At 70.6% G+C, this 19,468-nt stretch carries 17 protein-coding genes; 8 read left to right on the top strand and 9 right to left on the bottom strand.

The window, feature by feature from the left end:
• Nucleotides 1–51 precede the first annotated feature (51 nt).
• The gene (locus tag ACFHWS_RS21120; protein WP_282232718.1) at nt 52–1,359 is read left to right on the top strand and encodes a glycosyltransferase; all 1,308 of its coding nucleotides are present in this window, start codon (nt 52–54) and stop codon (nt 1,357–1,359) included.
• Here the strand turns inward: ACFHWS_RS21120 and ACFHWS_RS21125 are convergent.
• Nucleotides 1,292–3,106 carry a glycoside hydrolase family 15 protein gene (locus ACFHWS_RS21125; protein ID WP_416568859.1) on the bottom strand — a complete coding sequence of 605 codons (1,815 nt, stop codon included), beginning with the start codon at nt 3,104–3,106 and terminating at the stop codon, nt 1,292–1,294. The genes ACFHWS_RS21120 and ACFHWS_RS21125 overlap by 68 nt on opposite strands.
• Before the next feature lie 65 nt (nt 3,107–3,171).
• Entirely contained in the window at nt 3,172–4,818 is a 1,647-nt protein-coding gene (locus tag ACFHWS_RS21130) for an RNA polymerase sigma factor (RefSeq protein WP_416568860.1), read from the bottom strand.
• A 387-nt stretch (nt 4,819–5,205) separates the two neighbouring features.
• Here ACFHWS_RS21130 and ACFHWS_RS21135 point away from each other — a divergent pair, with 387 nt between their 5' ends.
• A complete protein-coding gene (locus ACFHWS_RS21135; protein WP_416568861.1) occupies nt 5,206–5,751 on the top strand; it encodes a peptidase inhibitor family I36 protein in 546 nt (181 codons plus the stop codon).
• Between the two features lie 205 nt (nt 5,752–5,956).
• On the top strand, nt 5,957–6,736 hold the full coding sequence (locus tag ACFHWS_RS21140) for a S1 family peptidase (protein WP_416568862.1): 780 nt from the start codon (nt 5,957–5,959) through the stop codon (nt 6,734–6,736).
• Between the two features lie 59 nt (nt 6,737–6,795).
• On the opposite strand, the gene ACFHWS_RS21145 is transcribed toward ACFHWS_RS21140, so the two are convergent.
• The 4 genes from ACFHWS_RS21145 to ACFHWS_RS21160 form a co-directional block, all read right to left on the bottom strand.
• A complete protein-coding gene (locus tag ACFHWS_RS21145; RefSeq protein WP_416556650.1) occupies nt 6,796–9,348 on the bottom strand; it encodes a SpoIIE family protein phosphatase in 2,553 nt (850 codons plus the stop codon).
• 84 nt (nt 9,349–9,432) lie between these two features.
• Nucleotides 9,433–10,743, bottom strand: coding sequence for a low temperature requirement protein A (locus ACFHWS_RS21150; protein ID WP_416568863.1), 1,311 nt, complete (start codon nt 10,741–10,743; stop codon nt 9,433–9,435).
• A gap of 50 nt (nt 10,744–10,793) precedes the next feature.
• Nucleotides 10,794–10,994, bottom strand: a complete 201-nt coding sequence (locus tag ACFHWS_RS21155) for a phosphatidylethanolamine-binding protein (RefSeq protein ID WP_282232710.1) — start codon at nt 10,992–10,994, stop codon at nt 10,794–10,796.
• 98 nt (nt 10,995–11,092) lie between these two features.
• Nucleotides 11,093–11,260 (bottom strand): hypothetical protein, encoded by a 168-nt coding sequence (locus ACFHWS_RS21160; protein ID WP_416556686.1) that lies wholly within the window; start codon nt 11,258–11,260, stop codon nt 11,093–11,095.
• 194 nt (nt 11,261–11,454) lie between these two features.
• Here ACFHWS_RS21160 and ACFHWS_RS21165 point away from each other — a divergent pair, with 194 nt between their 5' ends.
• Complete coding sequence (locus ACFHWS_RS21165) at nt 11,455–11,664, top strand: heavy-metal-associated domain-containing protein (protein ID WP_416556652.1); 210 nt, start codon at nt 11,455–11,457, stop codon at nt 11,662–11,664.
• Here ACFHWS_RS21165 and ACFHWS_RS21170 read toward each other — a convergent pair.
• Together ACFHWS_RS21170 and ACFHWS_RS21175 are read right to left on the bottom strand one after the other, a co-directional pair.
• Complete coding sequence (locus ACFHWS_RS21170) at nt 11,654–13,945, bottom strand: heavy metal translocating P-type ATPase (RefSeq protein ID WP_416556653.1); 2,292 nt, start codon at nt 13,943–13,945, stop codon at nt 11,654–11,656. The genes ACFHWS_RS21165 and ACFHWS_RS21170 overlap by 11 nt on opposite strands.
• Nucleotides 13,946–14,032: 87 nt before the next feature.
• Complete coding sequence (locus ACFHWS_RS21175; protein ID WP_278172303.1) at nt 14,033–14,326, bottom strand: metal-sensitive transcriptional regulator; 294 nt, start codon at nt 14,324–14,326, stop codon at nt 14,033–14,035.
• A 105-nt stretch (nt 14,327–14,431) separates the two neighbouring features.
• Between ACFHWS_RS21175 and ACFHWS_RS21180 the strand changes: the two genes are divergently transcribed.
• Together ACFHWS_RS21180 and ACFHWS_RS21185 are read left to right on the top strand one after the other, a co-directional pair.
• A complete protein-coding gene (locus ACFHWS_RS21180) occupies nt 14,432–15,031 on the top strand; it encodes a redoxin domain-containing protein (protein ID WP_416556654.1) in 600 nt (199 codons plus the stop codon).
• A 22-nt stretch (nt 15,032–15,053) separates the two neighbouring features.
• Complete coding sequence (locus tag ACFHWS_RS21185; protein ID WP_416556655.1) at nt 15,054–15,914, top strand: cytochrome c biogenesis protein CcdA; 861 nt, start codon at nt 15,054–15,056, stop codon at nt 15,912–15,914.
• 35 nt (nt 15,915–15,949) lie between these two features.
• Here the strand turns inward: ACFHWS_RS21185 and ACFHWS_RS21190 are convergent, their stop codons facing one another.
• On the bottom strand, nt 15,950–16,732 hold the full coding sequence (locus ACFHWS_RS21190; RefSeq protein WP_416568864.1) for an AfsR/SARP family transcriptional regulator: 783 nt from the start codon (nt 16,730–16,732) through the stop codon (nt 15,950–15,952).
• A gap of 595 nt (nt 16,733–17,327) precedes the next feature.
• Here ACFHWS_RS21190 and ACFHWS_RS21195 point away from each other — a divergent pair.
• Complete coding sequence (locus ACFHWS_RS21195) at nt 17,328–18,200, top strand: TauD/TfdA dioxygenase family protein (RefSeq protein WP_416568865.1); 873 nt, start codon at nt 17,328–17,330, stop codon at nt 18,198–18,200.
• 59 nt (nt 18,201–18,259) lie between these two features.
• Nucleotides 18,260–19,459 (top strand): cytochrome P450 family protein, encoded by a 1,200-nt coding sequence (locus ACFHWS_RS21200; protein WP_416568866.1) that lies wholly within the window; start codon nt 18,260–18,262, stop codon nt 19,457–19,459.
• Nucleotides 19,460–19,468 lie beyond the last annotated feature (9 nt).

Raw genomic sequence — 19,468 nt, forward strand, 5'->3', positions numbered from 1 at the left:
CGGCCGGTATCCGGGGTGGTTTGTCGGGCCGGCCGGCGGGAAAGGTGCGGGATGCCGCGACGACGGGTGCTCGTGTTCAGCATCCCCAACGAGGGACACCTCAACATTCTCAAACGGCTGATCCGCCGGCACCGGGCCGAGGACAGCTTCCGCCTGGTGCTCGTCGACCGGCAGACCACCGTGCCCCGGCTGGGTGACCTGGCCGGGTCGACCGTCGCTCTGCCGGGTTGCCGCGAGTTCCGCAACACCCCGGCGGACCGGGTGTTCGACCGGGCGTACCGGTTGTTCGGCGAGTGCCTTGCGGTGGCCCGCGCCTACCGCCCCGACCTGGTGCTGTACGACTTCTGCGCGATCGAGGGCGCACTGGTCGCCCGCCGGCTGGGCGTGCCGGCGTGGTGCTCGGTGCCGGGGCTGGTCGGACCGATGACGGACGCCGGATATCTGCGGCACTGCCTGACGGCGTCGGCGAACACGGCGGCACTGGACGCTCTGGACCGGCGGTACGGCGTCACGCTCGACCCGGCCACGGTGGAACTCGTCTCGAACTGTCTGCACCTGCCGGCCGAGCAGAACATCCTCTGGTCGTACCGTGCGGTCACGCCGCCCGACTTCCGGGACAACCGCGCGGCGGTCGGCTACCGCTTCGCCGGCTACCTCTCCGACGGCTGGCCGTCCCGGAACCGGCCGGCCAGCCAGGACGGCCGGGGCACAGGCCGGCAGCGCCGGGGCACCGGACCGGCCCGGTCGGTCGTCTACCTGTCCTTCGGCACCGAGGTGCTGGACAACCTCTGGTACGCCGAGCCGGAACTGGTCGGCGCGCTGCGTCGGTGCGTCGCGGGTCTGGCCCGGCACTGGTCCTCGCCGGAGGTGACGGTGGTGTTCCCGACCCGGGGCCGCCGGATACTCGACCGGTACCCGGCGAACTGGGCGATCCGGCACGCCGTCGACCAGCAGCGGGTGCTCAGCCGGGCCGACGTGTTCGTCACCCACGGCGGCAGCAACAGCTTCCACGAGGCGATCATCGCCGGGGTGCCGATGGTCGTCGTGCCGTTCTTCGGCGATCAACCGCTGGTCGCCCGGCAGGCGGCCCGGCTCGGCATCGGGATCAACCTCGACGCGGGTGCCCGCACCGGGCGGGACGCCGCGTACCGGCTGTTGGATGTCGGCTGCGCCGACCGGATCGCCGCCGCGGTGTGGCGGGTTCTCGACGACCGGCGGTACCGGGCGAGCCTCGCCGGCCTGGACCTGACGGCAGTTGCCGCGTTGCCGCCGACGGACGACGACCGCCCGGTCACCCGCCGGGTGGGTCCGGTGGTCGCGACGCCTCCCCGGTCTGGGACAGCGTCCACGCCGCGTTGATCAGGCCGATGTGCGACAGCCCTTGCGGAAAGTTGCCGATCAGGCCACCGTCGCGGCGGTCCACCTCCTCGGCGAGCAGATTGAGATCGTTCGCACACGCGGTGGCCGCGTCGAAGACCTGGCGGGCCCGGTCGTGCCGGCCGGCCAGTGCGAGGGCCTCGGCCAGCCAGTAGGAGCAGATCAGAAAGGCTCCTTCGTCCTCGCCGCCGGTCCACCGCTGGACCAGTCCGTCGTGGGTCAGGTCCGCCTCGATGGCGTCGATCGTGGCGACCACCCTGGGGTCGGTGCCGGGCAGGAACCCCATGATTGGCATGATCAGAACGCCGGCGTCGAGGTGGTCGGAGCCGAACGCCCCGGTGAACGCCTGGCGCCGGTCGCTCCAGCCCTGGTCGAGGACCGCCGCGCGGGTCTGTTCCCGGGTCCGGCGCCAACGGTCGACGTCGCGCTCGGCGTGCAGCGCCGGCGCGAGCCCGACGGCCCGGTCCAGCGCCACCCAGCACATCAGCTTCGAGGTGAGGTAGTGGCGTTCGCCCTCCCTGCCCTCCCAGATCCCGGAGTCCGGCTGGGACCAGGTGCGGCAGGCCCGCTCGGCAAGGCCCCGGAGCAGGTGTACGGTGCCCGTCGCCAGCTCGCCGAGCTGGTCGCGCAGGATCCAGGCACCGTGCATCACCTCGCCGAGTACGTCGAGCTGCCGCTGCCGCCAGGCGTCGTTGCCGACCCGGACCGGCGTCGAGCCCTGGTAGCCGCGCAGGTGCTCCAGATCGTGCTCGGTCAGGTCCCGCTCGCCGCCCACCCCGAACATGATCGGCACCGGTTGCTCGGTGGGCAGCTCACCGACCGAGTCGGCGATCCAGTCGAAGAACCGGTGCGCCTCGTCCGGGCAGGCAGCCACCCACAGCGCCTGCATGGTGAACGCCCCGTCGCGCAGCCAGGCGTACCGGTAGTCCCAGTTCGCGCCGCCGCCGACCTCCTCGGGCAGCGAGGTGGTCGGCGCGGCCACCACCGCACCGGTCGGCTGATAGGTCAGCGCCTGCAGCACCAGCGCGCTGCGCCGTACCTGTTCCTGGTAGAGCCCCTGGTAGCTGTGGTGCTCGTCGGCCCAGGACCGCCAGCCGGCGACGGTGTCGTCCACGGTGTACCGCTGGTCGTCGGCCGGCGGCGCGGTGTCGTCGGCCAGCAGGTGCCGCAGCGCGAACCGTACGGTCTGCCCGGCGGTGCGGGTGAGCCGGCCGGCGATCCGGTCCACCCCGGCGGACAGCTCGGCCGGCAGCGGGTCGCCGGTCAGGACCAGCCGGTCACTGCCGCCGACCAGCTCGATCCGCCCGTCGTCGCCGGTGACCACCGGGACGACCCGGCCGTACTCGGGCCGGACCACCAGGTCGACGTCGATCTGCACGGTGCCGGAGAGGACGTCGACCCGGCGCAGCAGTACGTGCGGTGAGGTGTCGCCGATGCGGTGGCCGCGTTCGCCGGGGCCGAGGGCCAGCGCGTCGGTGAGCCGCAGCTCGCCGTTGGCGGTCCGAAAGTCGGTCTGCAGCACCATCGTGTCCGCCAGGTATCGGCGGGCGGTGCGGTGCCCGCCGACCGGGGTGATGGACCAGTGTCCGGCGCCGGGGTCGAGCAGCCGGGCGAAGACGCTCGGCGCGTCGAATCGGGCCGGGCACCACCAGTCGACGGAGCCGTCCGCGGACAGTAACGCCGCTCCCTGGCAGTCACTCAGGAGCCCGTAGCTGGCGATGTCGGGCATCGTCACCGGGTACCCGCCCGCCGCAGGTTCATGCCGGCCGTCCGGGGCGGGTACCCGGTGACGGTTCAGTCGGCCGGTTCGGCGCCGAGTCGACCGACCCGGCCGGAGCGCAGGAACACCAGGTAGTGGGTGACGGTGCCGGCCGCCGCGCGGTCGTCGGCGGGTAGGGCCACCCGCTCGTAGCTGAGCAGCCGACCGGTGGCGGTGTCGATCACGGCGGTGTCCCGCACCGGCCGGCCGTCCATCCCGCCGGTCGCGCTGACCGCGACGCCGGACCGGCCGGCGCGGTCCAGCACCGGACCGTGGGTGACCAGCTCGGCGTCGGCGAGGACGGCCAGGGCGGCGGCCCGCTGGGCCGGGGACAGGTCGTGGAACCGGTAGAGGCCGACGACAGCCCGCAGCGCGGCCTGCGGGCCTTCGTGCATCGGCTGTTCCTCGGCGAGCTGGCCGGCCAGCACCGTCCGGTCGGCGGCGGGATCGGGTACGGCGACACCGAGCGCGCCGGGCGGGTACTCGACCACCTCGGCGGGCCGGTCCGGTTCCGCCGGGTCGACCCGGGTCTCCTGCCCGGACCGGTCGGCGGCCCACCACAGTCGCCGGTCGTACGCTCCGCCGTCCTGCCCGGTGGCGGGATCGTCGCGCCACCAGGCCCGCAGGTGGACATAGGTGTAGCGGTCGGCGGTGGCCGGCTGGTCGGGAACCGGTTGATCCAGTGCTGGTTGGTCGACTGCTGGTTGGTCGAGTGAGTGGACGTGCCGGGCGATCGCCGCCAGCTGGTGGCGGGCCGGGGCGGTGCCCGCGCCGGCGGTCAGCGGCAGCGGCTGTTCCGGGTCGGCGAGGACCGGGTCGGTGGTGCCCGGTCCGGCCGGACCGGGCACGCTGTACGAGCGGACGACTTCGACCCCGACGATTAGCAGCACCACCAGAACGACCGCAGGGACCGCGACCCGCCACAGCCTGAGCCGCCACAGCCTGGGCCGCCACAGCCAGCGGGTCGATTCCTGCGCCGACCGGCGCTGATGCGCGAGGGCTATCAGGTTCGTGACGTCGATTTCGGGTGGCGGCGGAATCCGTCCCTGTCTGGGCAGCAGCGCCCGGACGGCCAGCTGCACCAGCTTGTCGCGGCGGAACTGGTCCTCGCCCGGCTCCTGGTTCATGGTCAGCCCTTCCCATGCCCGGCCGGCGTGCTCCGGGTACGCCGGCCCTGCACCCTTGTCCCGTAGCTTGTGCAACGCGCGGTGGGTCCGGTGCAGCGATCGCCGTACCGCTGCCGGGCTCATCCGCAACATGGCGGCGATGTCGGCCGTGCTGACGCCGTAGCTGGTCAGCAGCAGGCACTCCCGGTCCTTGACGCTGAGCCGTCGCACGAGCCGGGCCACGTCCTGCCGCAGGACGCCGGCGCCCAGGTCACCATCGTTGCTGACCACCAGGGTCAGCGTGGTGGTACGCCGGGCCTGCTGGCTGCGACGGTCCTTGCCCAGGCGTTTCTCGGCCAGTCGTCGGGCCACCCGGTAGAGCCACGCCCTCGGATGCTGAATCTGGTGACCGTCCGCACGGTGCAGCCATGCCCTGACGAACGTCTCCTGCAGAAGATCTTCGGCGACTCCGGTCTCCTCGAGGCGCTGAAACAGTACCGTCCACAGCAGCGCATGATGCTGACTCACCTGTTCCCCGAGCCAGGCATCGAGCTCTGCCGCATCTTCTGCATCCACAATGCTCCTCGGTGCTCGTTACGGTGACGTCGTCGCAATCGGAGCTGCCGGTTCCGGCATCCGTCTTATAAGAGGCGTCAGCGTGCCAGATCGTGCCTGTTGATTTTTGTTGATCATGGTCAATTGTTCCAGGATGTGGAACACGAGAAAGTCGCGCTTTGCGAGGTGGCAGTTGCTGGCCGAAAGTTGCAGCTCAGCCCGGGTCGGAGAGGCGCGATCGTGTCCACCTATCCATCGACGTAGATATGGCGATCTCGTCGGTCGATTGGCTACCGTCGGCGGTGTCGTGTTGTTGAGAAGTTCCTAACTGGGCACTGAGGGTGACGGCGACCTTGTCGGTACGCCCAACCCACTTCTGGACGCCACCCGGAGCAACTGGAGCCCGCCATGACGCCACGCACTCGGATCCGTCGCCGGACCCCACACCTGAGCCGGCGGTTGGTGCCCGCCGTGCTGGCCGTCGCCGTGCTGGCCACCGGCCTGCAGCCCGGCGTCGCCGCGGCCGGTCCCACCGCCGTTCAGTCGCAGATGGACGCCTACCTGGCGGCCCACCCCGGCGGCACCCAGATCGACGAGACCGACATCGCCTACTCCGGCGGGATGTTCATCGTCAGTGTGGTCCGCACCGCCGAAGCCGGGCCGCTCGCCGGTCCGGACTGCCCCGGCGGCTGGTTCTGCTTCTACGACGGCACCAACTACACCTATCCTCGGGGCCGGCTCAGCGACTGCGGATGGCAGGACCTCGGCCGCTGGGGGTGGCGCAACCGGACCGAGTCCGTGCACTACAACCTCAACTACGGCAGCACCACCTTCCTCGACGAGACCGGCTCGACCGACACCAAACTCTTTGTGGTCGACACGGCCCGCCGGACCGTGCCCGACGTGTCGCCGCACCGCAACCGGGCCGACTACGTCTACCGCGCGTGCAGCTGAGGTTCCGTGCGGTGACGGACTGCCGGTGAGCCGGTACCGCCACCGGGGCCGGGCGGGTAGATGTAGGGAAAAGTCCATGTCCGATGGTCAGCGGGTCGACCTAGCGTCGAGACGTCCAACGTCCAACGTCCGCTGCCCGCCGGCACCGGTACCGCCCAGCCTGCGACCCGGTCGTCCGGTGCGGCCATCCGACAAGGAACCAACTGTGTCCCGTACCCTCGCCTCCCGCCTGGCCACGGCGGCGCTCGCGCTGGCCGTGACGGCCGGCCTCGGCCTGGCCACCGCCGGGCCGGCCGGTGCCGTCGCCAACGGCACGATCGTCCCCGACGGCAAGTACCAGTTCTCGGTGAAGCTGACGATGACCGGCATCCCGACGGCCGACGGTGGCCGCCGCAACAGCGCCTGCTCCGGGGCCCTGATCCACCCGCAGTGGGTGGTCACCGCCGGGCACTGCTTCCGGACCTTCGACGGGGTACGGGTCGACCGCCCGGTCGCCGACCTGACCACCGCGACCGTCGGCCGGGCGGACCTCACCGGCGACGGCGGCCAGGCCGCCACCGTGATCGCGGTACGCCAGTCGTCCACCAACGACCTGGCGCTGGCAAAGCTGGACCAGCCGGTACGCGGCATCAAGCCGATCGCCCTGGCCCACCGGCCGCCGCAGGTCGGCGCAATCGTCCGGCTCACCGGATACGGCGCCGACAACTCGGTCGACCCGGTGCCGTCGACCGTGCTGCGCACCGGGCTGTTCGCCGTCACCGAGGTCGCCGACTCGACCATCGGCGTGACCGGCCGGTACCCGCACCCGGACACCAGCGCCTGCCCGTACGACTCCGGTGCCCCGTATTTCGTCGAGCGGGGTCGCCGCGGTCCGGCGCTGGTGTCGGTGGAGAGCTTCGGCCCGGACTGCCCGCACTCCGACGTCGAGACGACGTCGCGGGTCGACAACATCGCCGACTGGATTCGCCAGGCGATCCGGGGCTGACCACCGTCCCGGCCGGTCGACCACCCGCCCCGGTGGTCGACCAGCCGGGACGGCACCGGCTACCGCCCCGGCAGGGTGATGGTGACCCGGGTACCGGCGCCGGAAAGGTCGAGCACCAGCCGGCGGGCCATCCGGTTGATCAGGTCGAGCCCGCGCCCCCGGTCGGACCCGTCGTGCGAGTGTCCCCGCCAATGCCCCCGGTCGGTGACCTCGACCCGGACCTGCTGCCGGTCCAGCAGCATCACCCGCAACGCGACCGGGCCACCCGGACGCCCGTGGTAGGCGTGCTCCAACGAGTTGATCAGGGCCTCGTTGCAGGTGGCCAACAGCGCGTCGACCTGATCCGGCGTCAGGTCGTTGCCGGCGGACCAGTCCCGCAGCGCCCGGCGCGCGGCGGACAGGTCAGCGGGGGAGGACAGGGTCAGCCGCAGCACCGGGGAGCCGTCCGTGCCGGTGGGCAGCCCGTCCAGGTGGACGCAGGCCACCACCGTGTCGTCGGTGATTATCTGGCCGTCGGTCATCGCGTCCAACAGCCGGTCGCACCAGACCTGCGGCTCGGTGCCGGACAACCCGGCAGCGGCCCGGCCGAGCCGGTCCAACCCGGCGTCGATCACCTGGCCGCGCCGCTCGACTAGGCCGTCGGAATACCAGACCAGCATCGCCGAGTCGGGGACCGCGGTCTGGGCCTGGGTCCGTGGCTGCGCGGTCAGCCGGAGCGGTAGCGACCGGGCGTCGGTCAGGTAGCGGCTGGTCCCGCCGGCCACCAGCAGCGGCGGCAGGTGACCGGCGCAGGCGTAGCTGAGTATCCGGTCGGTGGGGCTGTACTCGGCGTACCCGACGGTCGCGAAATCGGCCCCGTCGATCGTCTGGCAGGCAGTGTCCAGTGCCTCCAGCACCTCCACCGGTGACGCACCGGTCTGCGCCACCGAGCGCAGCGACTGTTGCAGCCGGCCCATGGTGATCGCCGACGACAACCCGTGGCCGACGACATCCCCTACCGCGATACCCACCCGGTTGCCGGGCAGTTCGAACACGTCGTACCAGTCGCCGCCGACGTCGCGGCCGTGCTCCGCCGGCCGGTAGCACACGGCGGCCGTGACGCCCGGCAGGTCCGGCGAGATCTGCGGCAGCAACGCCCGTTGCAACTGGTGCGCGGCAGCGTGCTCGGATTCGTACATCGCTGCCCGGTCGACGGCCTGACCAGCGAGTTCGGCGAGGGTACGGGCGATCGAAACCACCTCCGGGGTGATCGCGTCGTCCCGGCGGAACGCGAACGCCAGCGCACCGAGGCACCGGTCACCGACCTTGACCGGCACCGCCAGCAGGCTGCGGGTGCCGGTCCGTGCGTGGGCATCGGCGAGTGCGGGGTAGCGCGCGTCCAGCGCCGCCCGGGTCGGCAGCTGGACCGGCCGGCTGGTCCGGATCACGTCAACGACCGGCAATCGGCCCGGCTCGTCGAGGGGGAGCGTGGCGAAGCCTCCGGCGATCTGTTCGGCGAGGGTCGCCGTCGGCCAGCTGCGGACCGAGCCGCCGGCCTGATCGGTGAGCGCCACCGCGCCGTGGTCGGCGACCAGACCGACGCCCCGGTCGACCAGCACCCGGATCACCTGGTCCGACGTGGCGGCGGTGGCCAGCCCGGCGGTGACGTCCTGCAGCGCCTGCAGCCGTCGGCGAGCAACCACTTCACGACGTGACTCGGCCTGCGCCCGGTCCCGCTCCGCCACCGCGATCGCCAGCGCCCAGGCGCCGAGTACCACCACCGCCAGGTAGACCTGCAGCGACGCCGCCTCCAGCCGGGGCTGATTCGCCAGCACCGACCACGGCCCGTGCCCGGCGGCGCTGAGCAGGTTCGCGGCGAACGCCATCACGAACCCGGCGGCCCCGATGGTCGCCACCCGGCCCCGGAAGCCGACCGCGAGCAGTACCGGCACCGGCAAATAGGACAGCGGCACCTCGCGGGGCCAGAAACCGATGACGGTCAGCGCTCCGGTGCCGGCCAAAGCCGTACCGCCCCGGACCATCCGCCACGGTCGGACCCGGCCACGGACCGCATCGAGACCGACCAGCGCGGCGCCGAGGGTGAGCACCGCGAGCCCGTCGCCGGCCCAGAACCGGCCCATCGCCGGCCACCAGGCGCCACCGGTGCCGACCGCGCTGGTCGTGGCCCCGATCACCGCGCCGACCAACGGGCCGAAGCCCACCGGGTAGAGCAGGAACGCCGCCGCGTCGCGGTACCGGGTCAGATCGATCCGGCCCGGTCGCAGCCATCGCAGCCCGGCGGCACCGACCAGCGGTTCGACGATGTTGGTCAGCGCGAAGCCGAGTGCGACCGGCGGGCCGATCCCCTGCCACAGGTCGATGCCGAACTCGGTGAGACCGACGGCACCGAGGATCCACGGCCAGTGTCGGCGGCGGGTCAGCACCAGCGCGCCGAGGGTCACCCCGGCCGGCGGAAAGAACACCGCGCCGACGGCCGAAGCGTGGAACAGCAGCCAGGCGCAGCCGGAGCCGAGCGCGTACGCGGCGGCGACGCAGAGCGCGATCAGCGCCGACCGGCCCAGCCGCCCGGTCCGGTGTCGCCAGCGTGCCGGCTCGCCGGCGACCTGTGTCAAAGCTGTCATCCTCCCCGGCCACGCACCAGGAGATCTACCTGGTTGCGCATCAGACGATAATGACAGCGTCGGGCGCCGTACGGCTCACTGGTGCCGTCGGCGCCAGTTGGTCTCCTCGCTCTCCAACGCCTGCTGTTGGGCGAGCTGGCTGCCGCGTAGCGACCGGCGGTGGCTGCCGCCGCGTAGGTTGTCCACCGCGGCCGCGGCGACGGCGATCAGGCTGAGCAGGGCGAGCGCGGCGAGCGGCGGCATGAACGGAGCCATCGGCAGCAGCGCGGTGACGACCAGGACGGGCAACACGCCGAGCGGATCCACGGATCGGACCGTCCGCGCCTGGAATGCGAGCAGGGCCAGCAGGTAGAGCACGACACCGCCGTACAGCACCCACAGGTGGACCGGATCGAGCACCGCCCGGTCCTGGTCGCCGGTGTCGCTGGCCAGGTAGGCGAGGACCTGTTTGATGCCCAGGGACAGCAGAATGACCCCGAGGACCATCGGGAAGTGCAGCAGGGTGTACGCGTCGCGGGCTAGTCGGAGCCGGGTGATGCCGTGGGTGCGGTGCAGCACATGTTCGGCCGCGATAGAGCGGGAGTCGAAGTACCACCACCAGAGGGCGCAGATCAACGCGATGCCGAGCACCACGCCGGCGACCAGGGGCAGCCTCAACGGTGTTCCTGCCAGAAGTTCGGCGCCGATCCCGATCGAGATGACCGACTCGCCGAGAGCGATCAGCACGATCTGGGCGTGCCGTTCCGCCCAATGCCCGGCCGAGACGACGGCGAGGGCCCTGGTCCGGATCACCACCGCGTAGGCGATAGCGACGGCAAGTCCCCACAATGTGACAAAGGCGGTTATCCGGGCATTCCCGGTGAACTGTCGCGGCAGGAGCGCGGCCACCACCAGCAACCCGCAACTGAGGAGCAGCGCTGGTGCGCTGCGCCACCACATCTCACGCAACGAAGGATGGTTCCGCGCGGCATGCCGCAGCGCCACCATCTCCAACGTCCAGATTATGAAATAGCAGGCTGGGAATACGAGTTGCCCGGGGATGGAAAGCGGAGCCGATGGCGGCGTCTCCGCGACCTTGTCGTCGGTGCCGGGCAAGGTCGCGACGGAGACGAAGACCGCCGCCATGATCGCAAAACCGATGACCGGCATGATGCCCTGGTCGGCCCGCAGGTTGTTGCCGAGGACGGCGAACCGTGACCAGGCCAGCCAGAGCGCGGCGAGCAGCAGAATGAAGCCCAACAGGACCAAGGCGTCGAGGTCCTCTGCCACAAGTGTGTTCAGGTGGATGAAGGCGAAGACGAAGACCAGGTCAAAGAAGAGCTCCAACCGGGTGACTTTGGCACCGGGCGCCGCCGGCTGGACCCGGGACCGCCCTCCGTCACTCACCCCACCATGATGCGGAACTGACCGAATCCCATGGCATTTTTGGACCTATTTCATGACGATCGGCGTTCCCCTTTCGGGCCGAGACCCCGTTCGGTACGCAGCACGCCTTGGCGGTCAGCCTGCTCCTGCAGAATCTCGTTGGCGAGCTCGTCGGCACCCGCGTCGTTCGCCGTACCCGAGTTCTCCAAGTCCTTGCGTAGCCGGGCGCGCTGGTTGTCGTACCCCTTGCTGCCTGGTCGTTTCCCCGACATCGTGCCTCCTCGCGGTGACCTGTCCGACTCGGTGTGGCCGTTTGATCGGGCGGGTACCCGCTTCGGCACCGGGTACCCGCCGCAGGACCGGGTATCAGCTACGGGACCGGGAACTCGATCAGGTAGACCGGCGTGCCGACCCGGGTCGTGTCGGCCGGCTGACGTCCGCCCGCCGCGTCGACACCGCCTGGGACACCGCCGAAGTTCGCCGTCGACCGGCACTCGTCCTGCCCGGTCGGGTTGCTGCGCAGCGGCAGGTTGGACAACGTCCGCCAGAAGTTGACCAGGGCGATGCAGTCGCCGGGGAATGAACTGTTTCTACCCGCTGGATCGGTCTTTGGCTATGGGGCGCTGGCCGGTCGCCGGCCGACGGTGGTGCCGGATCCGCCAACATACGCATTCCCGGTAGGGGTAAGCTCGCGGTCGAGTCGGATCGGAACCAGTCGCGAGGGAGAGACAGATGGCGGTCAGCACCTACACCGTGCAGGGGATGACCTGCAGCCACTGCGTCGGTTCGGTGTCCACCGAGATCGGCGGGATCGCCGGGGTTACCGAGGTGGACGTCGACCTGGCCACCGGCCGGGTCACCGTCACCAGCGAACAGCCGGTCAGCGACCAGGCGATGGCCGCCGCTGTCGAGGAGGCCGGCTACGAGCTGGTCACCGGCTGAGCACGACCGGCCGGAACCGGCGCAGCCGCAGACTGTTGGCGACCACGAACGCCGACGACATCGCCATCGCCGCACCCGCGATCATCGGGTTGAGCAGGCCCGCCGCCGCCAACGGCAGCGCCGCGACGTTGTAGGCGAACGCCCAGAACAGGTTGCCCTGGATCGTCCGCAGGGTGCGGCGGGACAGCCGGACGGCGTCAACGGCGGCGGTCAGGTCGCCCCGTACCAGGGTGAGATCGGCGGCCTCGATGGCGGCGTCGGTGCCGGTCCCCATCGCCAGGCCGAGATCGGCCTGGGCCAGGGCGGCGGCGTCGTTCACCCCGTCACCGACCATCGCGACCACCCGACCGTCGGCCTGCAGCCGTTTGACCGCGTCCACCTTCTCGGCGGGCAACACCCCGGCAATCACCTCGTCGACCCCGACCTCGGCGGCGACCGCCCGGGCGACGGTGACGTTGTCCCCGGTGAGCAGGACCGGGGTGAGCCCGAGCCGACGCAGCGCGGCGATCGCCGGCCGGCTGGTCGGCTTGACCCGGTCGGCGACGGCCAGCACGCCCCGGGCCCGACCGTCCCAGCCGACCATGACCACGGTCCGGCCGGCGGCCTCGGCGCCGGTCATCCTGCCGGCCAGCGCCGCGTCCACGGTCAGGCCCTCGTCGGTCAGCAGCGCCGGCCGACCGACCAGCACGGTACGTCCGTCGACGGTGCCCCGTACGCCCAGTCCGTGCCGGCCGGCGAAGTCGGTCACCGGCGGTAGCGGCCCGACCCGTTCGGCGGCGGCCCCGGCGACCGCCCGGCCGATCGGATGCTCCGATCCGGCCTCGACCGCACCGGCCAGCCGGAGCAGTTCGTCGGGATCTGGGTCGGTGCCGTCGACCAGCACGTCGACCAGCGTCATGGTGCCGGTGGTGACCGTGCCGGTCTTGTCCAGCAGCACGGTGTCCACCCGGCGGGTGGACTCCAGCACCTCCGGGCCTCTGATCAGCACGCCGAGCTGGGCGCCGCGCCCGGTGCCGACCAGCAGCGCCGTCGGGGTGGCCAGGCCGAGCGCGCAGGGGCAGGCGATGATCAGTACGGCGACTGCGGCGGTGAACGCCACGGTGGCCCCGCCCCCGGTGGCGAGCCAGTAGCCGAGGGTGCCGACGGCGAGCGCGATGACGATCGGCACGAAGACGCCGGAGATCCGGTCGGCCAGCCGCTGCGCCGCCGCCTTGCCGGCCTGCGCCTGCTCCACCAGCCGGGCCATCTGGGCGAGCTGGGTCTCGGCGCCGACCCGGGTGGCCGTCACCACCAGGCGGCCGCCGGCGTTGACGGTGGCGCCGACCACCGGGTCACCGGGAGCGACCTCGACCGGCACGGACTCGCCGGTGACCATGCTGGCGTCGACCGCCGAGGAGCCCTCGGTCACCACACCGTCGGTGGCGATCTTCTCGCCGGGCCGGACGACGAACCGGTCACCCACCGCGAGCTGGTCGACCGGAATCCGGCTCTCCGCGCCGTCGCGCAGCACGGCGACATCCCGGGCACCCAGTTCGAGCAGGGCCCGCAGCGCCGCGCCGGCCCGGCGCTTGGCCCGGCTCTCGAAGTAGCGGCCGAGCAGGATGAAAACGGTCACCCCGGCGGCGACCTCAAGATAGATGTTGGCGGCGGCCATGCCCCGGTCGACGGACAGGCTGAACGGGTGGGTCATGCCGGGGGTGCCGGCGGTGCCGAAGAACAGCGCCCACAGCGACCAGCCGAGGGCGGCGAGGGTCCCCATCGACACCAGGGTGTCCATGGTCGCCGCGCCGTGCCGCAGATTCGTCCAGGCGGCCCGGTGGAACGGCAGGCCGCCGTAGAGCACCACCGGGACGGTCAGCGCCAGGCTGACCCACTGCCAGTAGGTGAACTGCCAGGCGGGCACCATCGCCAGGGCCACCACCGGCACGCTGAGCGCCAGTGCGACCCAGAGCCGGGTACGCAGCGAACGGAGGTCGTCGGAGACGGCTGGCCGGTCGGTGCCCGCCGAGCCGTCGGCGTCCCGATCCGTCGGCGGCGGAGCGGGCAGCCGGGCGGTGTAGCCGGTACGGCGTACGACGTCGACCAGCTCACCGGCGGTCACGGTCGGACTCTCGACGGTGACGCTGGCCTTCTCGGTGGCGAAGTTCACCGTCGCGGTCACCCCGTCGATCCGGTTGAGCTTCTTCTCGATCCTTGCCGCACAGGACGAGCAGGTCATCCCACTGATGCTCAGCTCGATCCGGGTCGCCGTCGTGGCCCGGCCCGCTCTGGTGCTGCTCATGCCGTCCTCCTCGCCTGCGGTGATGGCGGGACCTACCATACCCCTAGGGGGTAGATCGTCACGGGTTGGGCAGCGGGTGTGACGAGGTCAACCTCGCTTCATCAGCCGACCGACCGCCGCCATCATCTCGGCGGCCATTTCGTCCGCCCGGCCCTCGGCGGAGCCCTCCTGCATACAGTGCCGGGCGTGCCCGTCCAACAGGCCGAGGGCGACCTTGTCCAGAGCTGCCTGGATGGCGGAGATCTGGGTCAGCACGTCGATGCAGTACCGGTCGTCGTCGACCATCCGCTCGATGCCGCGCACCTGTCCCTCGATGCGGCGCAGCCGAGCCTGGAGCTGGTCCTTGGACGCGGTGTAGCCGCGGGTGGTCTGGCTGGTCATCCTCGTAGGCTAGCAACCCCCAGGGGGTATCTGCGGAAAATGAGCCGGCGGGCAGGTACGGTTACCGGACAATCGTCGGACGGCGGATGGCGGGACGGAGCAGACATGATGCGGATGCGGTCGATGATCATCAGCCTCGTCGTCGCCGGCTCGGTGGCGTTGGCCGGCTGCGGCACTTCGGCTGACGGGGACGGCACGCCGCCGTCCGGCGGGACCGGTACCAGCACACCAGCCGGGGACACTGACCCCGAAACCGGCGCAGACACCGACAATGGTGCCGGTACCGACGGTGGCGGTGTCAGCGCCAGCTATGCCTTCACCGCAGACACCCTGGCCGGTGACACCTTCGACGGGCGCAGCCTGGCCGGGAAACCGGCGGTGCTGTGGTTCTGGGCACCGTGGTGTCCCACCTGTCTCGGCCAGGCCGCCCGAGTCAACTCGTTGGCCGCCGACTACGCCGACACCGCAGGCGTGGTTGGCGTGGCCGGGCTCGACGGGGTGCCGGCCATGCACGACTTCGTCGAGCTGGCCGAGCTGTCCGGCTTTCCGCAACTGGCCGACGAGCAGGGCGCGGTGTGGCGGCACTTCGAGATCACCGCGCAGAGCACCTTCGTCGTCCTCGACGCCGATGGCGAAGTCGTCGACAAGGGGCATGTCGACGTCGACGCGCTACCCGGCATGCTCGACCGGCTGATCGCCGGCTAGCCGACCTCCGCCACCCAATCCGATGACCGACGCACCCCTCGCACTCGCCCTGGCGGCAGGCACCCTCGCCGCGGTCAACCCATGCGGGTTCGCGCTGCTGCCCGCGTACCTCTCCTTCCTGGTGAGTGGCGACGACGCGGCCGCCACCGGTCGGGGGGCCGCCGTCGGTCGGGCACTGACCACGACGGCGGCGATGACCACCGGGTTCGTCGTCGTCTTCGGGGTGTTCGGCCTGGTCGTGGCGCCGGCAGCCGGGGCGGTGCAGCGCCACCTGCCGTGGCTGACCATCGGCATCGGGCTGCTGCTGATCGGGCTCGGCGGGGTGCTGCTGGCCGGCCGGCAGCTGCCCGGCATCGGCATGATGCCGTCCCGTGCCCCGGCCACCAGCCGGTCACTACTGTCCATGGTGGCGTTCGGGATGGCATACGCCGCCGCGTCGCTGTCCTGCACGATCGCTCCATTTCTGGCGATCGTGGCGGCCAGCTTCCGCGCCGGTTCGGTCGCCTCCGGAGTGGCCCTGTTCGTGGCGTACGCCGCCGGTATGGGGCTGACCGTCGCGGTCGCGGCCGTCACCGTCGCGCTGGCCCGCGACGGGCTGCTGCGGCGGGTACGCCGCGCGGCTCCGCTGCTGTCCCGCGTCGGCGGCGCGTTGCTGGTGGCCGCCGGCGGTTACGTCGCCTGGTACGGCTGGTACGAGATCCGGCTGCTGCGCGGCGGGTCGGGCGGGGACCCGCTGATCGACGGTGCCGGCCAGGTCCAGCGGTGGCTGGCCGCCACGCTCGACCAGGCGGGGGCGGCCGTCCTGGCCACGGTCCTGATCGTGCTACTGGCCGGTGCCGGCCTGCTCCGGCTGGCCCGGTCCCGTCGTCGGGGCCGCAGGTAGCCGTCCGCCGGAGTCAGAACGCGTGCGGATCCCTGTCAGGACGCGTGCAGGTACGACGGGTCGTCGAGCCATTCCCGGCGGTCCAGGATCGCCCGGTGGAGTCGTTGCACCAGCAGGTTCGGCTCCAGGCCGAGACCTTCGACGAGGTTGGCCCGCAGCCGGTTGTAGACCATCAGTGACTCGGCAGTCCGGCCACTCCGGTACAGGGCGAGCATGAGCAGGTAGTGCAGCCGTTCGGACATCGGGTATTCACCGACGGACCGGTAGAGGTCGGCGACGACGTACCCGTGCCGGCGCAGTATGAGCGCGGTCTCGAAGTAGCGTTCCTGGGTGGCGACCCGCCGCTCGGTGATCACGTGCGCGGTCGCGGCAAGCACCGGCAGGTCCCGCAGGTCGGCGAGGGGCGGGCCCTGCCACAGGGCGAGCGCCTCGCCGAGCAGGGTGGCGCTGCCGGGCAGGTCGCCGATCGACTCCGCCTGCTGGGCCCGGGTAGTCAGCTCGTCGAACGTTCGCAGGTCGAAGGCGTACTGGTTCAGGTTGAGCAGGTAGCCGGGTGGACGGGTGGCGAGATCGTCGGACGCCAACCCGGCCGCCTTGAGGTGCTGACGCAACCGGCAGACGTAGACGTGCAGTGCGGTGAGCGCGGTGCGTGGCGGGTCGCCGGCCCAGATGGTGTCGATCAGCTGGTCGGTGGACACAGTCCGGCCGGAGTGTACGGCCAGGTACGCTAGTAGAGAGCGGACCTTCAACGCCTGCGGGGTCATCACGACTCCGTCAGATGTCTCCAGTCGCAGCGGTCCGAGAATGCAGAGTTTCATGACAGCTGCCTTCGCGAAGAAATGAATCAGGGCGGCGCCACGGTGGAAAACTGACGCACTGAGGTCTGCTGTTCCGAATCGTTGTTGTGATTGGGTCGCCGAGCCCTCGGGCCCCCGTATGTGCCCGCCCCAGGCTACCACCGCCACCACAGCAGGTCGATGTACAACATCTATCTTGACCGATGTCCAGCGATGCGCAAAGGTGTTAATTCTCGGTCAACGTGTCCATACTTCGCCATTCTGTCCATTGGCTGACATCACCGCGCTGCGTGGCCGGTCCGACCGGTGTCCAGCGGGTCTCCGACCCGCGTCGATCGGCTGTCGCGATGGTGCTGCATGCCAGCTGGCCTGGGGTGGCCCGGTTGCGCCAGCGTGAGCCAGGGTGGGCTCTCTGCCGTCTCCTGGCCGGCGGGCCGTGCGGGTCGAGGTCGCTCCGGTCCGTGCCCGCGTCCTACCTGATGAAACGTGCTGCGTGAGCCGATAGATAATAGATGATTATTAATCATCTCTTAATCGCGGTTTTAGTGGCCCGGGATACGATGGCCGCAGAATGCGAGGGCCTGGCCATGTTAACGCAAGCCGTAGGAGGCTGTCCATGCTCGTGTCCGAACCCAGTGGCGGGCGGATAGGTGTCACGGTCACCGGTTTCGAGGTCTCCAAATCGTCAGCCGACGACGTCGCGACCATCAAGAGGCTCGTCTACGAGAAAAAAATTGTCGTGCTGAAGAACCAGAGCCTGTCGCCGAGCGAGTTCGTCGCGCTCGGCCGCCGGCTCGGCCAGCCAGAGACCTACTACGAGCCGATGTACCACCACCCCGAGGAGCGGGAAATCTTCGTCTCCTCGAACGTCAGCGAGGGAGACAAGCAGATCGGGGTGCCGAAGACCGGGAAGTTCTGGCACGCCGACTACCAGTTCATGCCCAAGCCGTTCGGCATCACGCTGATCTACCCGCAGGTCATCCCGACCAGGAACCGCGGCACCTACTACATCGACATGGGTGAGGCGTACGCCCGCCTGCCGGAGGACCTGCGGCAGGCGCTGTCCGGCACCCGGTCCCGGCACAGCGTCCGGCGGTTCTTCAAGATCCGGCCCTCCGACGTGTACCGGCCGCTCGGCGAGGTGATCGAGGAGGTCGAGGCGAAGACCCCGGGCGTCAGTCACCCCACGGTCTTCCGGCACCCGGTCACCGGCGAGGACGTCCTCTACAACAGTGAGGGATTCACCTACGCGATCGAAGGTGACGACGGCACGTTGCTGCAGCGGGTGTTCGAGGAGACCGGCCAGCTCGATCCGAACTTCAGCCACCCGAACATCCACCTGCAGATCCCCGAGCGGGGCGACCTGCTGATCTGGGACAACCGGTCGCTGATCCACCGGGCACTGCACACCACCACCCCGGAACCGACCGTGTCGTACCGGGTCACGGTGCACGACGACCACCCGTTCCACGACGGCGTCGCCCGCTGATCCCACCACTGCCCCGCCGGCTGTCCCGAACGACCGGCTTTCCCGAACGAAAGGCCGCCATGGTTTCCCGCTGTCCGGTGCACAACCTGCCGACACCGTTCGACTCCGACTTCCACACCGATCCGTACCCCGTCTACCGGGGACTGCACAGCGAGGGTCCGGTCCACCGGGTCTGCCTGCCGGACAACAGCAAGATCTGGCTGATCACCCGCTACGAGGAGGCCAGTGAGGCGCTCAAGGACCGCCGGCTGGTGCGTAATCGCCGGCACGCCGGACCGGAGTACGAGAACGATCTGCTACCCGAGGTCGTCCGGTTCGGCAACCTGCACATGGAGGACGGGGACATCCACACCCGGCTCCGACGCTTCATGAACTTCGCCTTCACCCCCAAACGGGTCGAGGCGATGGTGCCGCGTATCCAGCAGGTCGTCGACGACCTGCTGGACGAGTTCGAGCGCAACGGCGGCGGGGACATCATGTCCGGCCTCGCCGCCCCACTGCCGATCACCATGACCAGCGACATCCTCGGGGTACCGGAGCGGAACCGGGCCAACTTCCGGGAGTGGAGCGACGCCATGCTCGGCGACGATCCCGCCGCCGGCCGAGCCGCCGCCGGCCAGTTGCTCCAGTTCGTGCTGGAACTGATCGAGCTCAAGAAGCGGGAGCCCGCCGACGATCTCATCTCCTACTGGCTCAACGCAAAGGACACCGAGGGTGAGCCGCTCACCGAGCAGGAGATGACCGGGATGACGTTCTTCCTGCTGCTCGGCGGATACGACACCACCGTGGGGCAGATCGGCGCCTCCACCCTCGCCTTGATCAACTACCCGGACAAGGCCGAGGAGCTGCGCAACGACCCCGGGCTGATCGTCAACGGCGTCGAGGAACTGATGCGTTTCGACGGGTCGACCCACAGCGGTATCCGCCGGTTCGCTCTCGAGGACGTGACCATCGCCGGCACCAACATCCCCGCCGGCGATACCGTGATCATCTCGCTGGGCGCGGCCAACCGGGACCCGCTGCGCTACGACGATCCCGACGAGATCGTCCTCGACCGCGAGCAGATTCAGCAGCTCGGATTCGGCCGCGGCCCGCACCACTGCCCGGGCAAGGAACTCGCCCGGCACGAACTGCGCATCGCCCTCGGCGAGCTGGTCCGGCGCTTCCCGAACCTGACCTGCGCGGCGCCGACGGAGCAGATCGAGTGGCGTCCCTCCTGGTTGATCCGGGTGCCCCGGTCGCTGCCGGTCACCGTCTGATCCACATTC

Source organism: Micromonospora sp. LOL_013, from assembly GCF_048060315.1.
Taxonomy (GTDB): domain Bacteria; phylum Actinomycetota; class Actinomycetes; order Mycobacteriales; family Micromonosporaceae; genus Micromonospora_E.

Excerpts from the sequence above, each read along its gene's own strand:
- ACFHWS_RS21170 (WP_416556653.1), bottom strand. The coding sequence starts at position 13,945 with ATGAGCAGCACCAGAGCGGGCCGGGCCACGACGGCGACCCGGATCGAG.
- ACFHWS_RS21200 (WP_416568866.1), top strand. The coding sequence starts at position 18,260 with ATGGTTTCCCGCTGTCCGGTGCACAACCTGCCGACACCGTTCGACTCC.
- ACFHWS_RS21120 (WP_282232718.1), top strand. The coding sequence starts at position 52 with ATGCCGCGACGACGGGTGCTCGTGTTCAGCATCCCCAACGAGGGACAC.
- ACFHWS_RS21195 (WP_416568865.1), top strand. The coding sequence starts at position 17,328 with ATGCTCGTGTCCGAACCCAGTGGCGGGCGGATAGGTGTCACGGTCACC.
- ACFHWS_RS21175 (WP_278172303.1), bottom strand. The coding sequence starts at position 14,326 with ATGACCAGCCAGACCACCCGCGGCTACACCGCGTCCAAGGACCAGCTC.
- ACFHWS_RS21135 (WP_416568861.1), top strand. The coding sequence starts at position 5,206 with ATGACGCCACGCACTCGGATCCGTCGCCGGACCCCACACCTGAGCCGG.
- ACFHWS_RS21190 (WP_416568864.1), bottom strand. The coding sequence starts at position 16,732 with ATGAAACTCTGCATTCTCGGACCGCTGCGACTGGAGACATCTGACGGA.
- ACFHWS_RS21165 (WP_416556652.1), top strand. The coding sequence starts at position 11,455 with ATGGCGGTCAGCACCTACACCGTGCAGGGGATGACCTGCAGCCACTGC.
- ACFHWS_RS21185 (WP_416556655.1), top strand. The coding sequence starts at position 15,054 with ATGACCGACGCACCCCTCGCACTCGCCCTGGCGGCAGGCACCCTCGCC.
- ACFHWS_RS21155 (WP_282232710.1), bottom strand. The coding sequence starts at position 10,994 with ATGTCGGGGAAACGACCAGGCAGCAAGGGGTACGACAACCAGCGCGCC.
- ACFHWS_RS21180 (WP_416556654.1), top strand. The coding sequence starts at position 14,432 with ATGATGCGGATGCGGTCGATGATCATCAGCCTCGTCGTCGCCGGCTCG.
- ACFHWS_RS21125 (WP_416568859.1), bottom strand. The coding sequence starts at position 3,106 with ATGCCCGACATCGCCAGCTACGGGCTCCTGAGTGACTGCCAGGGAGCG.